The organism is Burkholderia sp. Cy-637, assembly GCF_011753175.1.
Taxonomy (GTDB): domain Bacteria; phylum Pseudomonadota; class Gammaproteobacteria; order Burkholderiales; family Burkholderiaceae; genus Burkholderia; species Burkholderia gladioli.
In genome coordinates this window covers 1-17149 of the sequence record NZ_VWWC01000061.1, presented here as the reverse complement: position 1 = coordinate 17149, position 17149 = coordinate 1, and the positions used below count along the sequence as shown (strand labels likewise).

Genomic DNA, 17149 nt, shown 5'->3' with positions numbered 1-17149 from the left:
CGATGCGCAAACCGATGCGCAAACCGGCGCATCGGGAAGTCCGTTCGTGCTTTTTCCCGCGCCGGCGGGTTCCCGTCGCCGATGCTAGACTGTCCGGCCGGCGCGATGCATGCGCAATGCCAGAACAAGCAGCAAAGACCGGAGACGACCCGATGGCGATTACCAGAATCGAATCAGTGACGTACGGTGTTGACGAACTTGCCGACAGTATCCGTTTCGTCGAGGATTTTGGCCTCGCTCGTATCGATACCAGCAACGATCGCGTCGTGTTCGCCACGCCCGCGAACCAGTCGCTGCGATTGGTCGCCGCGCAGGCGCGCGACCTGCCCGAAGGCCTGGAGACCGGCTCGACCTTGCGCGAGCTGATCTGGGGCGTCGATTCGATCGCCTCGCTCGATGCGCTGCACAACACGCTGTCGCGCGATCGCGCGGTGCGCGTGGATGGCGAGGGCGTGCTGCATACCCATGACGAGACCGGCTACGCGATCGGCTTCGCGCTCGCGCAGCCGCTGCCGATCGGCGAGATCCGCCGCGGCGGGGATGGCGCGGGCCGCGCGCAGGGCGTGCGCGACGACCTGTTCTACTGGAACCGCACCTTCGATGCCTATACGCGCGCACGCGTGCTGCGGCTGGCGCGTGTCACGCTCGACATTCCCGAGGCGGGACGCGACGCGGCGATCGATTTCTATCGGCACCGGCTCGGTTTCGAACTGGCCGCCTCGGCGCCGGGCGCGGGCAGCTTCCTGCGCTGCGGTGCCGGGGTTGGCCGTCACGGCCTGCGCTTGAGCGAGCGCGCCAATCGACCCGGCATCAACCGCATCGCCTTCGAGGTCGGCGATCTCGACGACCTGATCGCGGGCGGCAATTTCATGGGCGCGCAGGGCTGGCAGGGTTCGCGCCGGCTCGACCGCGATCGCTCCGGCGCCAATGTGTTCCGCTGCTTCGACGCCCCCTGCGGCGGACGCTTCGAATACGCGGCCGAGCGCGACCCGGCCAACGAGCGCGGCGGCGTGCGCTTTCGCGAGATGCTGTCGCGGCAGGACCCGGTATCGGTGGCGATGCGCGTCGACGGCATGTCGTACTGAAGCGAGCCGCCGCGCTCGCTCCGCATTTCCCGCCTCGGCTTCCTCGCTTCAGGTTCGCCGCTTCAGTTCCTCCGCTTCGGGTTCCCGCCTCATCCCCCTCATTCCGCTGCCGCCGGCCGCGTGCCGGCCCCGCCCGAGCGGGCCACCCGCGCGCGCATCATCGCATTGCCCAGCGCGCCGAGCGCCATGATCGCGGCGGTGCCGAAGAAGGTCGAGCGCATCCCGTAGTGACCGCCGAAGTAGCCGCCCGCGAGCGGCCCGAGCACCTGCCCCGCGTATTGCGAGGAGGTCGAGTAGCCGAGCAGGGTGCCGGCCACCGAGGGCGGCGCGGCGTGGCGGATCACGCTGGCCACGCAGGGCAGCAGGCCGCCCAGCGCGATGCCCATCGCGAAGCGCAGGGCGATCAACTGCCAGCCGGCGGTGACGAAGGCCTGCGGGACCAGCAGCACCGCCGAGGCGGCCAGGCAGCCGACGATCACGTTCCAGTGGCCGATCCGGTCGGCCAGCCGGCCGAGCCGCGAGGCCGACAGGATGCTGCCGAGCGCGGCGCCCGACATCACCAGCCCGGCCACCAGGGTGACCTGGTGCGCCGGCACCAGTTGCGCGACATAGACCGTGATGATCGGCTCGATCGACATGTTGGCCAGCATCAGCAGCGCGCCGGTGACCAGCATCGCGGCCACCGGGCGCCGGTCGGGCAGCGCGGCCCAGCCGGGCTTGTCGGCGGCGCCGCGGCCGGCCGCGGCGGGGCGGTCGCGCTTGATCAGGAACACGGTGGCGAGGAAGGTCAGGCCGATCGCGGCGCCGGCCACCTGGAAGGTCGCGCGGATGCCGATCAGCGAGGGCAGCCAGCCGCCGATCAGCGGCCCGGCGATATTGCCGGCCATGATGCCCGAGGACAGCAGGCCGAGCGCCCAGCCGCAGCGCGCCTTCGGCGTCTGGGTGGCGACCAGCACGGTGGAGCCCGAGGCGTAGCCGCCCAGCAGGCCCACCGCGAGCCGCAGCGCCACCAGTTGCCAGACGTCGTGCGCGATCCCCATCAGCGACATCACGATGGTCATGCCGAGGCTGGCGCGGATCAGCATCAGCTTGCGCCCGTAGCGATCGGCCAGGCGCCCCCACAGCGGCGCGGTCAGCGCGGCGGTGAAGAAGGTCGCGCCGTAGGCGATGCCGGACCATTGCACGATCGCGGCCGGCTCGTGCACGCCGAGCTGCTCGACATAGAGCGGCAGGAAGGGCAGCAGCAGGGTCATCGAGACGATGGTGGTGAACGAGCCGAACACGCAGACGGCCAGGTTGCGGCGCCAGTGCGCGTGGCCGTCGTCGTCGGTGCCGGCCGGCGGGCGGTAAGCGGGACGGCTCATCGCGTCTCCTCGGTGGTAGCGGTCTTGTGGGGCCGCCGTGCGCGGTGCGGGGCGGCAATCGGGACGATGCTACGCCGCGCGCGAAGGCGCAAACAGACGCCTTGGGATACCGGTATGGAGACTACCTGCTTCGGGTTCGGCCGATGCAGTCAGAGGGCGGGAAGGGAATGCAGAACAGCCGAACGAAGAAAAGCCGGCGCGGGAAGCGCCGGCTGGTCACGCCAGTCGATGGGGCGGAGAAGCGCAAGGCGGGTTCGGGCGCCGCGCGCGGCGGGGGCCTCAATCGACCTCGATGTCGTTCGCGCCGAGCAGGGCGGCCGCCACGCCGATCACGAGCGGCATGTCGTCGTCGTCCACGCGCAGGTTCGCCTCGGCATGCTGCTCCTCCTCCAGGCCGCGCCGCCCGGCCAGCCGCGGCAGGCTGGCGAGCATCGACGGATCGTGGCGGGCCCGGAAGCCGGGGTCGTTGAAGGCACGCTCCTCGATCGCCAGCAGCATCGCCCAGCTCGGGCCGCGCAGCTCGCCGAACGGGCTGCCGCGCCGCGGGCCGAAGGCACGGCGCGCCAGCGTGACGAGGATCTGATGCAGATCCTGGGTGGCGCGGTAGCGCGCGCGGTGCGACTCGATCTGCTCGAGTTCGTAATCGTCGACCAGCCAGTCGGCATCGGGGCGCGCGCCGGTTTGGCTGCTCGGGCTCAGGTCGGACATCGTCGTCATGGAAGACCTCGTCGGGTGATCTGGTACTGTAAATATATACAGTCTTTTTGGCCTGTGCAATCGGTCTCGCGTGAATTCGATGCAATCGGCCGGAGCCCGGTGAGGCCCGTGGGGCGGCGCTTCGGGACGAACGGGGGCGGGCGGCTGGCGATCGACGGCGATCGGGGCGCGATCAGCGTCGCGCCGCCGCCCGCATCTCGCTGATGCGCGACCAGGTCCGCTCGATGCCGTGCACGTCGTCGCGCTGGCCGACGCGTGCCTCGTAGTCGGCGTCGTGCAGGAAGACCAGGCTGGCCTGCTGGTCGTAGAGGATGTCGACCAGCCAGACGAAGCGCTGCAGCGTGGCGCGCGCGGTGGACGCGTCGAGCGCCACGTGGTCGAGGACCAGCACGCGGTAGCGCGCGGCCAGGTCGAGGTAGTCGAGATGCGAGCGGGCCTGCGCGCAGAGCGCATCGAAGTCGCAGAACAGGGTGTGGGCGCCTGCCGCCCTGGCTTCGAGCGGGCGCGTGGCGATCGGCACGCGCGTGTCGGTGGCGAGGATGGTGTCGCCGTGGCGCGCGAACAGCGCGGCGAGGCTGCCGTCGCCGGGCGTGGCTTCGCCGGCCGGCGCGGCCTGGCGGCCATGCCCGGGCGCGATGCGCCGATAGTCGACGGCGCCCTCGAAGGGCAGCATCAGGCAGTGCGCCTGGAGCGCGGCGATGGTCGGCTCGAAGCGATGATGGAATTCGGGATCGGGCAGCAGCGCCGCGGGCGCCTGGTTCGAGGTGAACAGCAGGTAGACGCGCCGCGCGATCGCCACGCGCAGCAGCGCGGCGAGGATCAGCGCGTCGGCGATGTCGTGCACGTGGAACTCGTCGAACCAGAGCAGCCGGCTGTTGCCGAGCCACTGCGCGAGCACCTCGCCGAGCTTGTCGTCGGACGGCGGCGCGGCCACCAGGCGGCGGTTCACGTCGCGCAGGAAGGCGTGGAAATGGGTGCGCACGCGCGCGCCGGGATAGGCCTCGTGGAACAGCGCGGCCAGCAGGCTCTTGCCGCGCCCCGGCGGCCCGTAGCAGTAGGCGCCGATCAGGTCCTCGGGCAGGGCGCCCGTCAGCAAGGCATCCAGGCGCGCCGCGGCTGCCATCTGATCGGCATCCAGGCGCAGCGCGCGCCGCTCGAGTGCGGCGATCAGCCAGGCGGGCAGGGGCGGCGGGGTGGGCATCGAGTGGCGGCGCGGCTTGAGCGGCAGGTTGGGCTGGGCTGATTAGGGAGCGGCGAGCGCCCGACAGTCTGCCATAGCGCGCCAGGGGCCGGCGGCTCGGCGGTGCTCGGCACACGCGCCGCGCAGCGGCGCCGCCCTGCAACGCGAAGCGAGATGCGCTAGTGTTCGAGGCTGCGGCGCGCGCCGCGATCCGGCCTCGACCCCGGCCGGCCCCGCGCGCCATTCTTCCCCGAGTCGAGCAGGAGCCCCGCGTGAGCGCGCCCCAGGAATCCCCTTACCACTACTACGAACCGGCGGCCGGCCACGGCCTGCCGCACGACCCGTTCAACGCGATCATCGGGCCGCGCCCGATCGGCTGGATCTCGAGCGTCGATGCCGAAGGCCGGCCGAACCTCGCGCCCTACAGTTTCTTCAACGGCTTCAACTACCGGCCGCCGATCATCGGCTTCGCCAGCCTGGGCTGGAAGGACAGCGTGGCGAACATCGACGCGACCGGCGAATTCGTCTGGAATCTCACCACGCGCGCGCTGGTCGAGCAGATGAACATCAGTTGCGCGCCGCTGCCGCGCGGCCGGAGCGAGGCGGAGGTGGCGCGCCTGGAGCTGGTGCCGTCGCGGCGCGTGCGCGCGCTGCGCGTGGCGGCCAGCCCGGTGCACTTCGAGTGCCGCAAGACCCAGATCGTGCGCCTGCAGGATGCCGGCGGCGGCGAGCTCGGCAGCTGGCTGGTGCTGGGCGAGGTGGTGGCCGTGCATATCCGCCGCGAGCTGCTGCGCGACGGCATCTATCGCACCGCCGAGGCGCATCCGGTGCTGCGCGCCGGCGGCCCCGGCGACTACGCGGCGATCGAACCCTCGGCGATGTTCGAGCTGCTGCGCCCGCAATCGGCCGAGGATGCCGAGCGCATGGGGCGCGCCTTCGATTGAAGGGCGCGCGGCGCGTGGGTGCCGCCGCGCCGGCCGAGCTTCCTGTCTTGTCGTGACGACCTCGGGATCGACGCCCTCACGGCCCCATCTTCGTCACCATCTCGACGATCTTGCGCGTCGGCACGCTGACGGCCAGCGTCTCGAACTTGCGGCGGCCGAACCAGTGGCAGCGCAGGATCTCGTTGCTGGCCAGCGCCTTGCGGCCGGCCGGCACGTCGGCGATGAAGACGTGGTGGCGCTTGCTGAGCCCGCCGAACTGGAACGCGTAGTGCAGTTCGAGATCGTCGAGGCGGGTTTCCTCGAACAGTTCGCGGCAGGCCGCCTCATGCGGCGTCTCGCCGGCGTGGATGGTGCCGCCGGGCAGGGCCCAGCGCGAGCGGGCCCGCGTCACCAGCAGGATCTTGTTGTCGCGTCGGCACAGGACGGTGGCGCGTTCTTTCATCGTTATCGGTATTCGGTCGGGACGGCGGCGCCCGGGGCGCGGCTTCGTCGTGCGGCATCGTCGCGATCGGGGCGGCGAGGCAAATGGCGGGGACGGCGCCGGCATATCGGTTGCCGGCCCCGCCCGGGTTCAGGGGAACAGCTCGAGCACGGGCCAGCCGCGTTCGTCGGCGATCGCCCGTAATCGCGCATCCGGGTTGGTGGCGACCGGGTCGGTGACGCGCTCCAGCAGCGGCAGGTCGTTGATCGAGTCGCTGTAGAAGAAGCTGCGCGGGAAATCCTCGAGGCTGGCGCCGAGCGTGGCCAGCCATTGCTCGGTGCGCGTGATCTTGCCTTCGCGGAACGAGGCCACGCCGAGCGCCGCGCCGGTGTAGCGCGCGGCCGGATCGCCGCCCTCGGTGGCCAGCTCGATCGCCAGCAGGTGCTCGAAGCCGAGCGCGCGGCCGATCGGGCCGGTCACGAAGGCATTCGAGGCGGTGACGATGCAGCACAGGTCGCCGGCCTGCCGGTGACGCTCGATCAGCTCGCGCGCGGCCGGCAGGATCGCCGGCTCGATCACGTCGGCCATGTAGCGCTGGTGCCAGCCGTCGAGCTCGGCGCGCGTGTGGCGTGCCAGCGGCGCGAGCGCCACGCGCAGGTAGCCGTCCATGTCGAGCGCGCCGGCCGCGTAGTCGCGATAGAGGCGGTCGATCGAGGCCACGTGCTCGGCCGCGCCGTCGATGCCGATCCGGGCCAGGAAGTGCGCCCAGGACTGGTCGCTGTCGAGCGGCAGCAGGGTGTGGTCGAGATCGAACAGCGCGAGGTGACGACGGCTCATCGGACTTCCTGACGACAACGGGGCGGGCAGCCGGATCGCGACAGGGAGGTGGGCGCGGAACCGGAACGATGAAAAATGCTAACGACAATTCCACGAATCGGCAAATCAGCAAATCTCTGCAACCGCCCCGAAAGCAACCGGCAAGCGGCATTGGGCGGTTTTCCCGTGCGATTCTTTACGTCGAGCTTGTCAATCGTGTGTCATTCCGTGGCGTTTTTGCCTCGACGCGGAGGCCATGCCTCGCATCGACACGCGCGCCGGGCGCCGGCGCGTCAGGCCAGCAGCACCTTCGGCAGGCGCCGCTCCAGCGCGGCGAAGGCGTCGGCGCCGGCGGCGCCGCGTTCGGTGACGAGCAGGTCGATCGCGTCGGCCGCGCAATAGCTCACGCGGCTGCGCAGGCCCAGGCGCGCGGCATCGGCCAGCATCACCACGCGGTCGGCCGCCTCGCACATCGCGCGCGCCACCTCGGCCTGGGCGCGGTCGACATGGCTCGCGCCGTGCCGCGCGTCCAGGCCGTCCGGCGCGAGCAGGGCCAGGTCGGCGCGATGGCGCTGGATCTCGCGCACCGTCTCGGCGCTCGCGGTGGCGAGCGTCTGGGCGGCCACCGCGCCGCCCAGCATGATCACCTGGTTGGCGTTGGCCGCTTGCGTCAGCGGCGCTCGCAGGCGCGCGACCACGTCGAGCGAGTTGGTGAGGATGGTCAGGCCTTCGAGCGCGACCAGTTCGTCGGCCAGCGCCTGGCTGCGGCTGTCGGCGTCGAGGAACAGGGTCTGGCCGGCGCCGACCTGGGCTGCCGCGGCCTTGGCGATGGCCCGCTCGACGCGTTCACGCGCGGGCGCGCGTTCGATGGCGGCGGCCGGCGCGTCGGGGCGTATCGCGCCGCCGCGCACGCGCACCAGGTCGCCGAGGGTTTCGAGGTCGAGCAGGTCGCGCCGCACGGTTTCGCGCGATACGCCCAGCTCGGCCATGATGCGTTCGGTCGAGACGCGATGCAGCGCGGTGAGCAGCGCGCGGATGCGTTGATGACGGTCTTCCTGCCACATGGGGCTGTCCTGGGGGCTGTCCTGTCGCTGGGGCCGGGGCTGGTGAGCCGGGTTGCGCGGCAGTGTGGCAGGCCAGTGTGGCAAGTCCGTGTAGCGATGGGGCGATGAGGCGATCTGGGGGAAGCGGAGGCGAGGTCGGCGGTGACGGCGGGATCGTGCCTCACTCGCACCTCACTCGCGTCTTACCCGCGCTTCAAGCCGTGTGCGCCCCGCTAGCCGGGCGCGTCACCCGCCGCGCGGCGCGCGCCAGGTAGGCCACGCAGGCCAGGGCCGCCGCCAGCAAAGCCAGCGCATAGGCCGCCACCGCGTGCCAGCCGCCGTCCTGCCAGAACTGCCCGCCCCAGGAACCGAGCACGCTGGAGCCGACGTAATAGGCCAGCAGGTAGAGCGCCGAGGCATAACTCTTGGCGCCCTGCGCGAGCAGGCCCACCCAGCTGCTGGCTACCGAGTGCGTGATGAAGAAGCCGATCGTCAGCAGCGCGATGCCGACGATCACCACCGCCAGCGAGGCGTCCAGCGTGAGCGCCACGCCGGCCGCGCTGGTCGCCACCCCGGCCACGATCACCGGGGCCCGGCCGAAGCGGTCGGCCAGCGCGCCGGCCGTGGAGGAGGCGACGATGCCGAACACGTAGGCGCTGAAGATCAGGCCGCAGCGGGTGGCGTCGAGCGAGAAGGGCGGCGCCATCAGGCGGAAGCCCGCGTAGTTGTAGATCGTCACGAATTCGCCCATCGCCAGGAAGCCGATCGCGAACACCGCCGGCAGGGCCGGGTGCGCGAGCTGGCGACGCCATTGCGCGACATGCTCGCCGAGGCTCACGCCCGCGCGCGGCACGAAGTGGCGCGAGGCGGGCAGCAGCAGCGCGAAGCCGATCGCCACCGCGATGTCGATCGCGCCGATCCACTGCATCGCCGCGCGCCACGACATCCAGTCGCTCAGCATGCTCATGCCGACCCGCCCGACCATCCCGCCGAAGGCGGTGCCGCCCACGTAGAGCCCCATCGACAGGCCGAGCCCGCGCGGCTGGATCTCCTCGGCCAGGTAGGCCATCGCGGTGGCCGGCACGCCGCCCAGCACCAGGCCCTCGAGCGAGCGCGCTGCCAGCACACCCGGCCAGCTCGGCATCCAGGCGGCCGCCAGGTTCAGCGCGGCGGCCAGCGCCATCGACACGAACATCAGGCGGCGCCGGCTCAGGCGCTCGGACAGCGCGCTGGCCGCCAGGATCGCGACGGCGAGGCAGCCGGTGGACAGCGACAGCGCCAGCGAGCTCTGCGCCGCGCCGATCGAGAAGGCCTGCGCGAACAGCGGCAGCAGCGGCTGCACGCAGTACAGCAGCGAGAAGGTCGAGAAACCGGCCAGGAACAGCGCGAGGCTGATGCGGCGATAGTCGGCGCTGCCGGGGGCGACGCGCGTGTCGGCGGCTGCCGGGGCGGGGGAGGAAGCAGGGCTCATGATGGTACGGACGTAAGGACTTGACGACAGCCCCGATTGTCCGCGTCGCTAGTTATACTGTCCAATATATGAAAAGGATCAGAGAAAGACGTTTCACAGATATCTCATGGAACTCCGCCATCTCCGTTATTTCCTCGCGATCGCCGAGGAATCGAATGTGACGCGCGCGGCCGAGCGGCTCGGCATCGGCCAGCCGCCGCTCAGCCAGCAGATCCGCAACCTGGAGCGCGAGCTCGGCGTCGAGCTGTTCCGGCGCACCGCGCACGGCGTGGTGCTGACCAGCGCGGGCCAGGCCTTTCGCGTCGAGGCCGCGCGGGTGCTCGACGACGCGGCGCGGGCGCGGCGCGCGGCCCAGCAGGCCGGCAATGGCGAAACCGGCATCCTGCGGCTCGGCTTCACCGCCTCGGCCGTGTTCAACCCCGTGGTGCCGGCGCTCATCCAGCGCTTCAAGGCGGCCTATCCCGGCGTGGACGTGTCGCTCGACGAGGCCAACACGCCCGAGCTGGTGCGGCGCCTCGCGGACGAGCGGCTCGACGCGGTGTTCGTGCGGCCGGGCCCGAGCTCGTTCGAGGGCCTGGCGCTGCAGCCGTTTCCCGACGAGCCGATGAAGCTGGTGGTGCCGGCCTCGCATCGCTTCGCGCAGCGGCGGCGCGTGGCATTGGCCGAGCTCGCCGACGAGGCCTTCGTGCTGGTGCCGGGGCCGGCCGGTGCCACGCTCTACGCCGAGATCCTCGATGCCTGCCGGCGCGCCGGCTTCCTGCCGCGGCTCGCGCAGGAGGCGCCGCAGATCTCCTCGGTGATCAACCTGGTGGCGGCCGGGCTCGGGCTGTCGATCGTGCCGGCCGCGTTCGAGCAGGTGCGCGTGCAGGGCGTGCGTTATCTCGACATCGACGGCGTGCCGGCCGTGGCGCGCCTGGCGCTGGCCACGCGCGAACGCGAGCGCGAGCAGGTGGTCGCGAACCTGGTGGCCTTGCTGTGAGGGAGGCAGCCGCCCGTCGGAAGGCGGGCGGCGGCAGATCGTGGTGAGCGGTGCGGCTGAGCGCCTGGCCGCTTACAGCGGCTTGGCCTGCGTGATGCTCGAGGCGCGCACGAACTTGCCGGCGCCGAGATGATGGATGGTGTGCAGCTCCGGGTGGCTGTCGTCGAGGTTCCAGTGGCCATTGGCGAACACGCGGCTGTCGGCGGCGGCCGAGACCACCTCGCAGAAGCAGGTGTCGTAGGCGTCCTCGGTGTGTTGCTCCGGAATCAGGCGGCATTCGAGCCAGGCCGCGCAGCCGGTCTCGATCACCGGCACGCCCAGTGCGGGGCCGGGGCGCGCGTCGATCGCGTAGCGCGCGAACTTGTCCTCGTCGCGGCCGCTCGTGCTGCCCACCGCGAAGGTGAGGTCGAGCGCGGCGAAGCCCGGCACCACGATGCCGAAGATGCCGCTCTTGGCGATCAGCTCGCGCGTGTAGGTGTTCTTGTCGATCACCACGGCCAGGCGCGGCGGCGTGAATTCGACCGGCATCGACCAGGCGGCGGCCATCACGTCGCGGCGGGTGCCGTCGGTGCTGGTGACCAGCACGGTCGGGCCGTGGTTCAGCAGGCGGCTCGCATGGTCGAGCCGCACGGGAGCGAAATGCGTCATGGCAAGGGGCGGGGCGGTGAACGAAGCGACCGATTCTACCGGGCGCCGAAAAACCGCGCCGGCCAGTGTCGATCGGCGAGGCAGGCGCGTCGCGCCGATGGCGGCCGACAATGTCGACCGGCAATATCGACTAAGATACGGCCCGCCCACTTTTACCGACCTTCAGCGGAGCCTGCCGTGATTCAACCGACCCCCGTCTTCAAGGACAACCTCGCCCAACTGCCGCCGATCGACGGCATCGAACGGATCGACCTGGTCGATGCCAGCGGCGCGGTGCTCGCCACCATCGAGAACAAGCCCGGCAAGCAAGGCTCGCTGGCCGTCTATCACTATCTGCAACTGGTGTTCGGCACGCTCGACGCGAAGGCGGCCGAGCATGGCCTGGCGGTGTTCGGCGAGCACACGGCCGACGCGCGCAACCGTCCCGGCGCGCACCCGAACGTCGATCGCCTGCTGGAAGTCGCCAACGGCGGTGCCGCGCTGCGCATCGACGTGATCCCGGCGCTCTGAGCGCCGGATGAACGGCACGCGGCGGTGCATGGCCGCCGCGTCGTGACGAAACGGGCCGTCTCGCGGGAGACGGCCCGTTTTGTTTTTACGGCACCGAATCGATGGATCGCCGCCGGGCCGAGGTCGGCCGCCGCCCGGCGATCGGCGCGGGCTCAGGCCGCCGAATTCGCCGGCTGCGACGAATCGCTGGCCACGCCGAACTCGCCGTCGAGCCAGCGCGCCACCACGCCGGGCAATTCCGTCATGCGCTCGAAGGTGACGTGCACACCGATCTCGCGCAGCGCCTCGCGCCGCTCGGCCGGCGAGTGCGCGCTGCCGGTGAAGCCGAGCACGGTCATGCCGGCGGCCAGCGCGGCACGCGCGCCCGTCACGCTGTCCTCCACCACCGCGCAGCCCGAAGGCGGCACCTGCAGCGTCTCGGAGGCGGCCAGGTAGACATCGGGCGCGGGCTTGGGCCGTGCCACGCGCTCGCCCGTGAAGAGGCGGTTGCCGAAGACGCTGTCCAGGCCGAGCCGCTTGACCACGCGCTCGACATAATCGAGGTCGCTGTTGCTGGCGCAGGCCAGGCGCAGCTCGATCGACTTCAGCGCCTCGACTGCGCCGGCGATCTCGGGCGCATCGGCCGCGCGCGTGCGGATCTCCTCGCGGATCGCGTGGATCTGCGGCTCGTCGATGCTGCGGCCGAACACCTTGGCGGCCTCGGTCAGCACCACGGCCGTGCGCATGCCGAGCAGCGGGCGGATCGCGTCGTGCACGCCCTCGACCTGCCAGAGCGCCTCGAGGCGCTCGATGACGATGCGTTCGGCGATGGCCTCGCTGTCGACCAGCACGCCGTCGCAGTCGCTGATCAGGGCGCGATCGGTGCGCAGCGTGGAAGGGAAGGGGGATGACATGGGGAAGTTCTCCTGCGGTAACCGGCCATGATACCGGGAACGTCGGGCGCCGGTCATCCCGGCGCCCGACATGGGTTTGCCCGTCGGCGACCGCCGCGGCCGCGGTGTTTCAGGGCGTGCGGCGCGCGCGGGCGGCGGCGCGCGGCGTGAAGCGGCCTTCCTTGAGCGCGCGCTCGATGTGCTCGAGGCTGCGCCCGCGCGTCTCCGGGACCGCGAAATAGATGAACAGGCAGGCCAGCAGGTTCAGCGCCGCATAGACCCACATCGCGCCGCCCACCCCCAGCCATTGCGTCATGCTCAGCGCGGTGCCCGTGAGCAGCAGGTTCGAACCCCACAGCGTGGCCGCGTGCGCGCCGGTGGCCTGGTTGCGGATCGCCACCGGATAGAGTTCGGAGCCGAGCAGCCAGCCGATCAGCTGGATGCCGCCCGAGTTGAAGATCATGAACACGATCAGGCAGGCCACGATCCACAGCGGCCGCTGCGTGCCGCCGGCGCCGTCCTGCAGCACCCAGCCGAGCGCGGCGAGGCTGGCGGCGGCCACCGGCAGCGTCGCCAGGCTCAGCGCGCGGCGCCCGACGTGGTCGATCAGGAGCTTGCCGACGAAGGTCATCACCAGGTAGGTGGTGGCCACGCCCAGCGCCGCCCAGAGCGCGGCCGAGGCGCCGAAGCCGGCGTCGCGCAGGAAGGTCGGCGTGTAGTAGATCATCATCTCGATGCCGGTGAGCTGGGTGAAGGCGGCCACGCCGAGCCCGGCGACCAGCGCGGGCCTGACCCAGGGCTCGCGCATCGCGCGCCAGCCGCCGGCGCCGTCGCGGCGCTGCCGCTCGACGGTGGCGCGGATCTCGGCCAGCTCCTCGCGCACCGCGCGCTCCGAGTCGCGCACCTGCGCGAGCGCGGCGCTGGCATCGTGCAGGCGGTCCTGCTCGACCAGCCAGCGCGGGCTGCCGGGCAGCCGCGAGATGCCGAACAGCAGCACCAGCGAGGGCAGCACCGCCAGGCCGATCATCAGCCGCCAGTCCACCAACTGCTGGCCGGCCACGCCGACGATGGCCGCCATCAGGATGCCGATCCCGATCGAGACGTTGAAATAGGTGACCAGCCGGCCGCGCCGCGCCGGCTCGGCGAGTTCGGCGATGTAGGTGGGCACGATCTGGGTCGAGCCGCCCACCGCGAAGCCGAGCACCAGGCGCGCCGCGCCCAGCCAGAGCGCCGAAGGCGACAGCGCGGCGGCGATCACGCCGACGGTGTAGATCGCGGACACGACCAGGATCGTGCGGCGCCGGCCCAGGCTGGCCGACAGGCGCGTGCAGGCCAGCGCGCCGATCACGGCGCCGAGCAGGATCGCCGCGGCCACCCATTCCTGGGCGCGGTAGTCGAGCGCGAAATCGCGCGCGATCAGCGGCAGCGCGCCCGAGATGATGCCGGTGTCGTAGCCGTAGAGGCCGCCGGCGATCGCGGCGACGGCCGCCGTGATGCGCATGGTGGCGGCCTGCGAGCGCTTCCGGCCGGTGTCGATCGCGAGCGATTCGGTGCTCATGCCTTGTCTCCTGTCTCGATGCTTATGAAGGGCGGCGCCGTCCAGCCTTGCTGCGGCGCGATAGATCAATTATGCATCAACAGAGCAAAAGATCGTATTTGGGATTCGGGAAGAAATTCGTGCAGGAATGCGGGCTACGGCCGGATCGCCGGAGCAATGAAGGGAATTGGCATATTGCGCGGAGATTCGTGATGGTAGAGCAATAAAAAACACTTATCGAAACAATAAGCGTGAATGATGACGCGTGTCCTTGCCTTGCAACGGCAAGGGTGGAGGGTTCGCCAGGCCCCCGATCATTGACTTCGAGTCAAGGGTCTTTCCACGACGATCGGCTTTTTGCATGGCAACATCGCGGGCACACTACGCATCAACCGAAATCGCGGACGTCCGTCGTCCGCTTCGCCACAGGACCCGCTGCCATGAACGCTTCCTCCTCCACCGCCGCGTCGGCCCCGCGCTCGACGCTTCCGCTGCTCGCGCTGGCCGTCGGCGCGTTCGGCATCGGCACCACCGAGTTCTCGCCGATGGGGCTGCTGCCGGTGATCGCCGAGGGCGTGCATGTCACGATCCCGAGCGCCGGCATGCTGATCAGCGCCTACGCGATCGGCGTGATGGTCGGCGCGCCGGTGATGACCCTGCTGCTGGCGCGCGCCTCGCGGCGCACCGCGCTGATGCTGCTGATGGGCATCTTCACGATCGGCAACCTGCTCTCGGCGGCGGCGCCCGACTACACCACGCTGCTGCTGGCGCGCCTCGTCACCAGCCTCAACCACGGCGCCTTCTTCGGCATCGGCTCGGTGGTGGCGGCCTCGGTGGTGCCGCGCGAGCGGCAGGCCAGTGCGGTGGCGACCATGTTCATGGGCCTCACCATCGCCAATGTGGGCGGCGTGCCGGCGGCCACCTGGCTCGGCCAGATGATCGGCTGGCGGATGTCCTTCGTCGCCACCGCGGGCCTCGGCCTGCTGGCGATCGCGGGGCTGTTCGCGGCCCTGCCCAGGGGCGAGTCGGGCCGCATGCCGGATTTGCGCGCCGAACTCGCGGTGCTCACGCGCCCCGTGGTGCTGGGCGCGCTGGCCACCACGGTGCTGGGCGCGGGCGCGATGTTTACGCTCTACACCTACGTGGCGCCGACCCTCGCGCAGCTCACGCATGCCACGCCGGGTTTCGTCACCGCGATGCTGGTGCTGATCGGCGTCGGTTTCTCGATCGGCAACGTGGCCGGCGGCCGCCTCGCCGACCGCTCGCTGGACGGCAGCCTGATCGCCTTCCTGCTGCTGCTGATCGTGGTGATGCTGGCCTTCCCGATGCTGGCCGCAACCCATGTGGGCGCCGCGCTGGCCCTGCTGGTATGGGGCATCGCGACCTTCGCGGTAGTGCCGCCGCTGCAGATGCGCGTGATGCGCGCCGCCTCGGAAGCGCCGGGCCTGGCCTCCTCGGTCAACGTGGGCGCCTTCAACCTCGGCAACGCGCTGGGCGCGGCGGCCGGCGGCGCGGCGATCTCCTCGGGCCTCGGTTACTCGGCGGTGCCGATGGTCGGCGCGGGAATCGCGGTGCTGGGCCTGCTGCTGGTGCTCTCGCAACTGCGCCGCCGTCCGCGGGCGCTGGCCTGCTGAGCGCCCGAAGACTCGCGCGGCGCGCCCGGCGCGCCGCTTTTCATCGGCTTTTTATCCGCTTTTCATCCGCATTTCATCCTTATCCGGCCGGCATCGCGCCGGCACTCATCGACAGGACAACGAATCATGACTAGCCTTCCTCCGTTCGGTCTCGGCACGTTTCGCCTGAAAGGGCAGGTGGTGGTCGACTCGGTGCGCGACGCGCTCGAGCTCGGCTACCGCGCGATCGACACCGCGCAGATCTACGACAACGAGGCCGACGTCGGCCGCGCGATCGCCGAATCGGGCGTGGCGCGCCAGGAGCTGTACCTCACCACCAAGATCTGGGTCGACCATTACGCGGCCGACAAGCTGGCGCCGAGCCTCGAGGCGAGCCTCGCCAAGCTGCGCACCGACCAGGTGGACCTGACGCTGATCCATTGGCCCGCGCCCGGCAACGGCGTGCCGCTGGCCGCCACGCTCGAGGCGCTGGCCGAAGCCAAGGCGCGCGGCCTGACGCGCGAGATCGGCATCTCGAACTTCAATATCGCGCTGACGCAGGAGGCGATCGAGGTGCTCGGCGCCGAGGCGATCGCGACCAACCAGATCGAGCTGAGCCCCTATCTGCAGAATCGCAAGCTGGTGGCCTTCCTCGAATCGCAGGGCATCGCCGTGACCTCGTACATGACGCTGGCCTACGGCAAGGTGCTGGGCGACCCGGTGCTCGGCGAGATCGCGGCCGCGCATGGCGCGACGCCGGCGCAGGTGGCGCTGGCCTGGGCCCTGCAGCTCGGTCACGCGGTGATCCCCTCGTCGACCAAGCGCGCCAACCTGGCCAGCAACCTGCTGGCTCGCGACCTGAAGCTGAGCGACGCGGAGATGGCGCGCATCGCCGGCCTCGAGCGCAACGGCCGCGAAGTGAGCCCGGCTGGCCTGGCGCCTGAATGGGATTGAGCGAATCGCGTGTGTCCCGCTCCGGACGAATGCCGGAGCGAGGCGTGATGCATCGAAAAACGGCCGCCCGTATTCGGGGCGGCCGTTTTGCATTCCTGTTTCTTTTTTCTCAGCCGATCGGCCATTGCAGGACCGCGATCCCGTCGTTGTAGTCGCTGTCGTGGCCGTCTTCCGAAACGAGGATGCCGAAATTGACCGTGAACGGCTGGCCATCGGACTTCTTGCCGTTGATCGGCGCGAGCCGCGCATCGGTGGCCGATTTCTTGCCGTTGACCGTCACCTCGAAGCGGATCTTGCCGTTGCCGGAATTGAGCGTGGATTCGCGCGGGCCGTCGCGCGTGGTCAGCTTGTGATAGGCCGCCGGTTCCTGGCTGTCGCCGATGAACAGCTTGATGTGCTGCTGCTCGGCGGCATTGGCGAAGAAGATCGCGCGGAACTGGGTATTGGGCGGAATCGAGAATTCCCCGGCGCGATTCGATGAGATTTGCGTATCGGACATGCTTTCCTCCTGAAGATCAATGAGTGAAGCCTGAATCCTTTGTCTGCATCATTGGCTGCCGTTTGAAACACGGCTCGCCGAGCGTATCGGCAAATAAATCGAAAAATATTCCGGGATGAATGAATCGGGATGGATGAGGGATAAAGCGAAAATAAGGCGGGGTTTATTGATTTGAATATCGATATTCAAATCGATTGGCGAGCGGCGGTGTCAACGACACATCGCATCGTTGATGGATTTTGATACTCGGCGGGGGATATTCCTCGTCGCTCGCGATGAGCGACGGGGATGGGCCGCAAGCGCAGGCTCAGGGATTCGGCGTGGCAGCCGAGGCGGCAGCGGGTGCCGATGTGGTGGGCGTCGAGGCAGCGGACGTCGAGGCGGCCGGTGCCGAAGCGGCAGGGGCCGCTGCCTGCGCTGCGCTCGACATCGAGGCAGGCACGGCCGGCGAGGGAGCCGGCGCGGACGGGGCCGCGGCGTTCGGCGCGGTGGCCGG

At 70.3% G+C, this 17149-nt stretch carries 18 protein-coding genes; 7 read left to right on the top strand and 11 right to left on the bottom strand.

All coding sequences use genetic code 11. The annotated features are described in order from the left end of the window. Nucleotides 1-2: 2 nt before the first annotated feature. Complete coding sequence (locus F3J10_RS17515; RefSeq protein WP_123059483.1) at nt 3-1085, top strand: VOC family protein; 1083 nt, start codon at nt 3-5, stop codon at nt 1083-1085. A 98-nt stretch (nt 1086-1183) separates the two neighbouring features. On the opposite strand, the gene F3J10_RS17510 is transcribed toward F3J10_RS17515, so the two are convergent. The 3 genes from F3J10_RS17510 to zapE all read right to left on the bottom strand — a co-directional run bounded on the left by F3J10_RS17510 (nt 1184) and on the right by zapE (nt 4367). Then, complete coding sequence (locus F3J10_RS17510; protein WP_166913555.1) at nt 1184-2449, bottom strand: MFS transporter; 1266 nt, start codon at nt 2447-2449, stop codon at nt 1184-1186. 279 nt (nt 2450-2728) lie between these two features. After that, complete coding sequence (locus tag F3J10_RS17505) at nt 2729-3166, bottom strand: DUF2471 family protein (protein WP_013697316.1); 438 nt, start codon at nt 3164-3166, stop codon at nt 2729-2731. Nucleotides 3167-3338: 172 nt separating this feature from the next. Further along, the gene (gene zapE, locus F3J10_RS17500) at nt 3339-4367 is read right to left on the bottom strand and encodes a cell division protein ZapE (protein ID WP_167242618.1); all 1029 of its coding nucleotides are present in this window, start codon (nt 4365-4367) and stop codon (nt 3339-3341) included. A gap of 251 nt (nt 4368-4618) precedes the next feature. On the opposite strand from zapE, the gene F3J10_RS17495 reads away from it, so the two are divergent. Next, a complete protein-coding gene (locus tag F3J10_RS17495) occupies nt 4619-5290 on the top strand; it encodes a flavin reductase family protein (protein WP_167242617.1) in 672 nt (223 codons plus the stop codon). A gap of 76 nt (nt 5291-5366) precedes the next feature. Here F3J10_RS17495 and F3J10_RS17490 read toward each other — a convergent pair whose 3' ends face one another. The 4 genes from F3J10_RS17490 to F3J10_RS17475 all read right to left on the bottom strand — a co-directional run bounded on the left by F3J10_RS17490 (nt 5367) and on the right by F3J10_RS17475 (nt 9041). Then, the gene (locus F3J10_RS17490) at nt 5367-5732 is read right to left on the bottom strand and encodes an NUDIX domain-containing protein (RefSeq protein WP_167242616.1); all 366 of its coding nucleotides are present in this window, start codon (nt 5730-5732) and stop codon (nt 5367-5369) included. Nucleotides 5733-5861: 129 nt separating this feature from the next. Next, complete coding sequence (locus F3J10_RS17485; protein ID WP_036034147.1) at nt 5862-6548, bottom strand: HAD family hydrolase; 687 nt, start codon at nt 6546-6548, stop codon at nt 5862-5864. A gap of 272 nt (nt 6549-6820) precedes the next feature. Beyond that, nucleotides 6821-7591, bottom strand: coding sequence for a DeoR/GlpR family DNA-binding transcription regulator (locus tag F3J10_RS17480; protein WP_166913553.1), 771 nt, complete (start codon nt 7589-7591; stop codon nt 6821-6823). 193 nt (nt 7592-7784) lie between these two features. Then, the gene (locus F3J10_RS17475) at nt 7785-9041 is read right to left on the bottom strand and encodes an MFS transporter (RefSeq protein ID WP_167234047.1); all 1257 of its coding nucleotides are present in this window, start codon (nt 9039-9041) and stop codon (nt 7785-7787) included. Nucleotides 9042-9147: 106 nt separating this feature from the next. Here F3J10_RS17475 and F3J10_RS17470 point away from each other — a divergent pair, with 106 nt between their 5' ends. After that, entirely contained in the window at nt 9148-10020 is an 873-nt protein-coding gene (locus F3J10_RS17470; RefSeq protein ID WP_167242615.1) for a LysR family transcriptional regulator, read from the top strand. A 72-nt stretch (nt 10021-10092) separates the two neighbouring features. Here F3J10_RS17470 and F3J10_RS17465 read toward each other — a convergent pair whose 3' ends face one another. Beyond that, a complete protein-coding gene (locus F3J10_RS17465; RefSeq protein ID WP_166913551.1) occupies nt 10093-10668 on the bottom strand; it encodes a flavin reductase family protein in 576 nt (191 codons plus the stop codon). A 177-nt stretch (nt 10669-10845) separates the two neighbouring features. Between F3J10_RS17465 and F3J10_RS17460 the strand changes: the two genes are divergently transcribed. Then, nucleotides 10846-11178 (top strand): DUF2322 family protein, encoded by a 333-nt coding sequence (locus F3J10_RS17460; RefSeq protein WP_025098607.1) that lies wholly within the window; start codon nt 10846-10848, stop codon nt 11176-11178. A gap of 152 nt (nt 11179-11330) precedes the next feature. Here F3J10_RS17460 and F3J10_RS17455 read toward each other — a convergent pair whose 3' ends face one another. Together F3J10_RS17455 and F3J10_RS17450 are read right to left on the bottom strand one after the other, a co-directional pair. After that, the gene (locus F3J10_RS17455) at nt 11331-12071 is read right to left on the bottom strand and encodes an HAD family phosphatase (protein ID WP_025098606.1); all 741 of its coding nucleotides are present in this window, start codon (nt 12069-12071) and stop codon (nt 11331-11333) included. A gap of 109 nt (nt 12072-12180) precedes the next feature. Then, the gene (locus F3J10_RS17450) at nt 12181-13608 is read right to left on the bottom strand and encodes a sugar porter family MFS transporter (RefSeq protein ID WP_167242614.1); all 1428 of its coding nucleotides are present in this window, start codon (nt 13606-13608) and stop codon (nt 12181-12183) included. 419 nt (nt 13609-14027) lie between these two features. Between F3J10_RS17450 and F3J10_RS17445 the strand changes: the two genes are divergently transcribed. Then, nucleotides 14028-15221, top strand: a complete 1194-nt coding sequence (locus F3J10_RS17445) for an MFS transporter (protein ID WP_166913549.1) — start codon at nt 14028-14030, stop codon at nt 15219-15221. A 126-nt stretch (nt 15222-15347) separates the two neighbouring features. Continuing rightward, nucleotides 15348-16154, top strand: coding sequence for a 2,5-didehydrogluconate reductase DkgB (gene dkgB / locus F3J10_RS17440; protein WP_166913548.1), 807 nt, complete (start codon nt 15348-15350; stop codon nt 16152-16154). 109 nt (nt 16155-16263) lie between these two features. On the opposite strand, the gene F3J10_RS17435 is transcribed toward dkgB, so the two are convergent. After that, a complete protein-coding gene (locus F3J10_RS17435) occupies nt 16264-16653 on the bottom strand; it encodes a fucose-binding lectin II (protein ID WP_105851485.1) in 390 nt (129 codons plus the stop codon). A 275-nt stretch (nt 16654-16928) separates the two neighbouring features. Between F3J10_RS17435 and F3J10_RS35990 the strand changes: the two genes are divergently transcribed. Beyond that, on the top strand, nt 16929-17149 hold a 221-nt coding region (locus tag F3J10_RS35990), incomplete at its 3' end, for a hypothetical protein (protein WP_205200328.1).

Bases quoted from the DNA above. Each gene is read 5' to 3' on its own strand.
- F3J10_RS17515 (WP_123059483.1), top strand. From the start codon at position 3: ATGCGCAAACCGATGCGCAAACCGGCGCATCGGGAAGTCCGTTCGTGC.
- F3J10_RS17510 (WP_166913555.1), bottom strand. From the start codon at position 2,449: ATGAGCCGTCCCGCTTACCGCCCGCCGGCCGGCACCGACGACGACGGC.
- F3J10_RS17505 (WP_013697316.1), bottom strand. From the start codon at position 3,166: ATGACGACGATGTCCGACCTGAGCCCGAGCAGCCAAACCGGCGCGCGC.
- zapE (WP_167242618.1), bottom strand. From the start codon at position 4,367: ATGCCCACCCCGCCGCCCCTGCCCGCCTGGCTGATCGCCGCACTCGAG.
- F3J10_RS17490 (WP_167242616.1), bottom strand. From the start codon at position 5,732: ATGAAAGAACGCGCCACCGTCCTGTGCCGACGCGACAACAAGATCCTG.
- F3J10_RS17485 (WP_036034147.1), bottom strand. From the start codon at position 6,548: ATGAGCCGTCGTCACCTCGCGCTGTTCGATCTCGACCACACCCTGCTG.
- F3J10_RS17480 (WP_166913553.1), bottom strand. From the start codon at position 7,591: ATGTGGCAGGAAGACCGTCATCAACGCATCCGCGCGCTGCTCACCGCG.
- F3J10_RS17475 (WP_167234047.1), bottom strand. From the start codon at position 9,041: ATGAGCCCTGCTTCCTCCCCCGCCCCGGCAGCCGCCGACACGCGCGTC.
- F3J10_RS17470 (WP_167242615.1), top strand. From the start codon at position 9,148: ATGGAACTCCGCCATCTCCGTTATTTCCTCGCGATCGCCGAGGAATCG.
- F3J10_RS17465 (WP_166913551.1), bottom strand. From the start codon at position 10,668: ATGACGCATTTCGCTCCCGTGCGGCTCGACCATGCGAGCCGCCTGCTG.
- F3J10_RS17455 (WP_025098606.1), bottom strand. From the start codon at position 12,071: ATGTCATCCCCCTTCCCTTCCACGCTGCGCACCGATCGCGCCCTGATC.
- F3J10_RS17450 (WP_167242614.1), bottom strand. From the start codon at position 13,608: ATGAGCACCGAATCGCTCGCGATCGACACCGGCCGGAAGCGCTCGCAG.
- F3J10_RS17445 (WP_166913549.1), top strand. From the start codon at position 14,028: ATGAACGCTTCCTCCTCCACCGCCGCGTCGGCCCCGCGCTCGACGCTT.
- dkgB (WP_166913548.1), top strand. From the start codon at position 15,348: ATGACTAGCCTTCCTCCGTTCGGTCTCGGCACGTTTCGCCTGAAAGGG.
- F3J10_RS17435 (WP_105851485.1), bottom strand. From the start codon at position 16,653: ATGTCCGATACGCAAATCTCATCGAATCGCGCCGGGGAATTCTCGATT.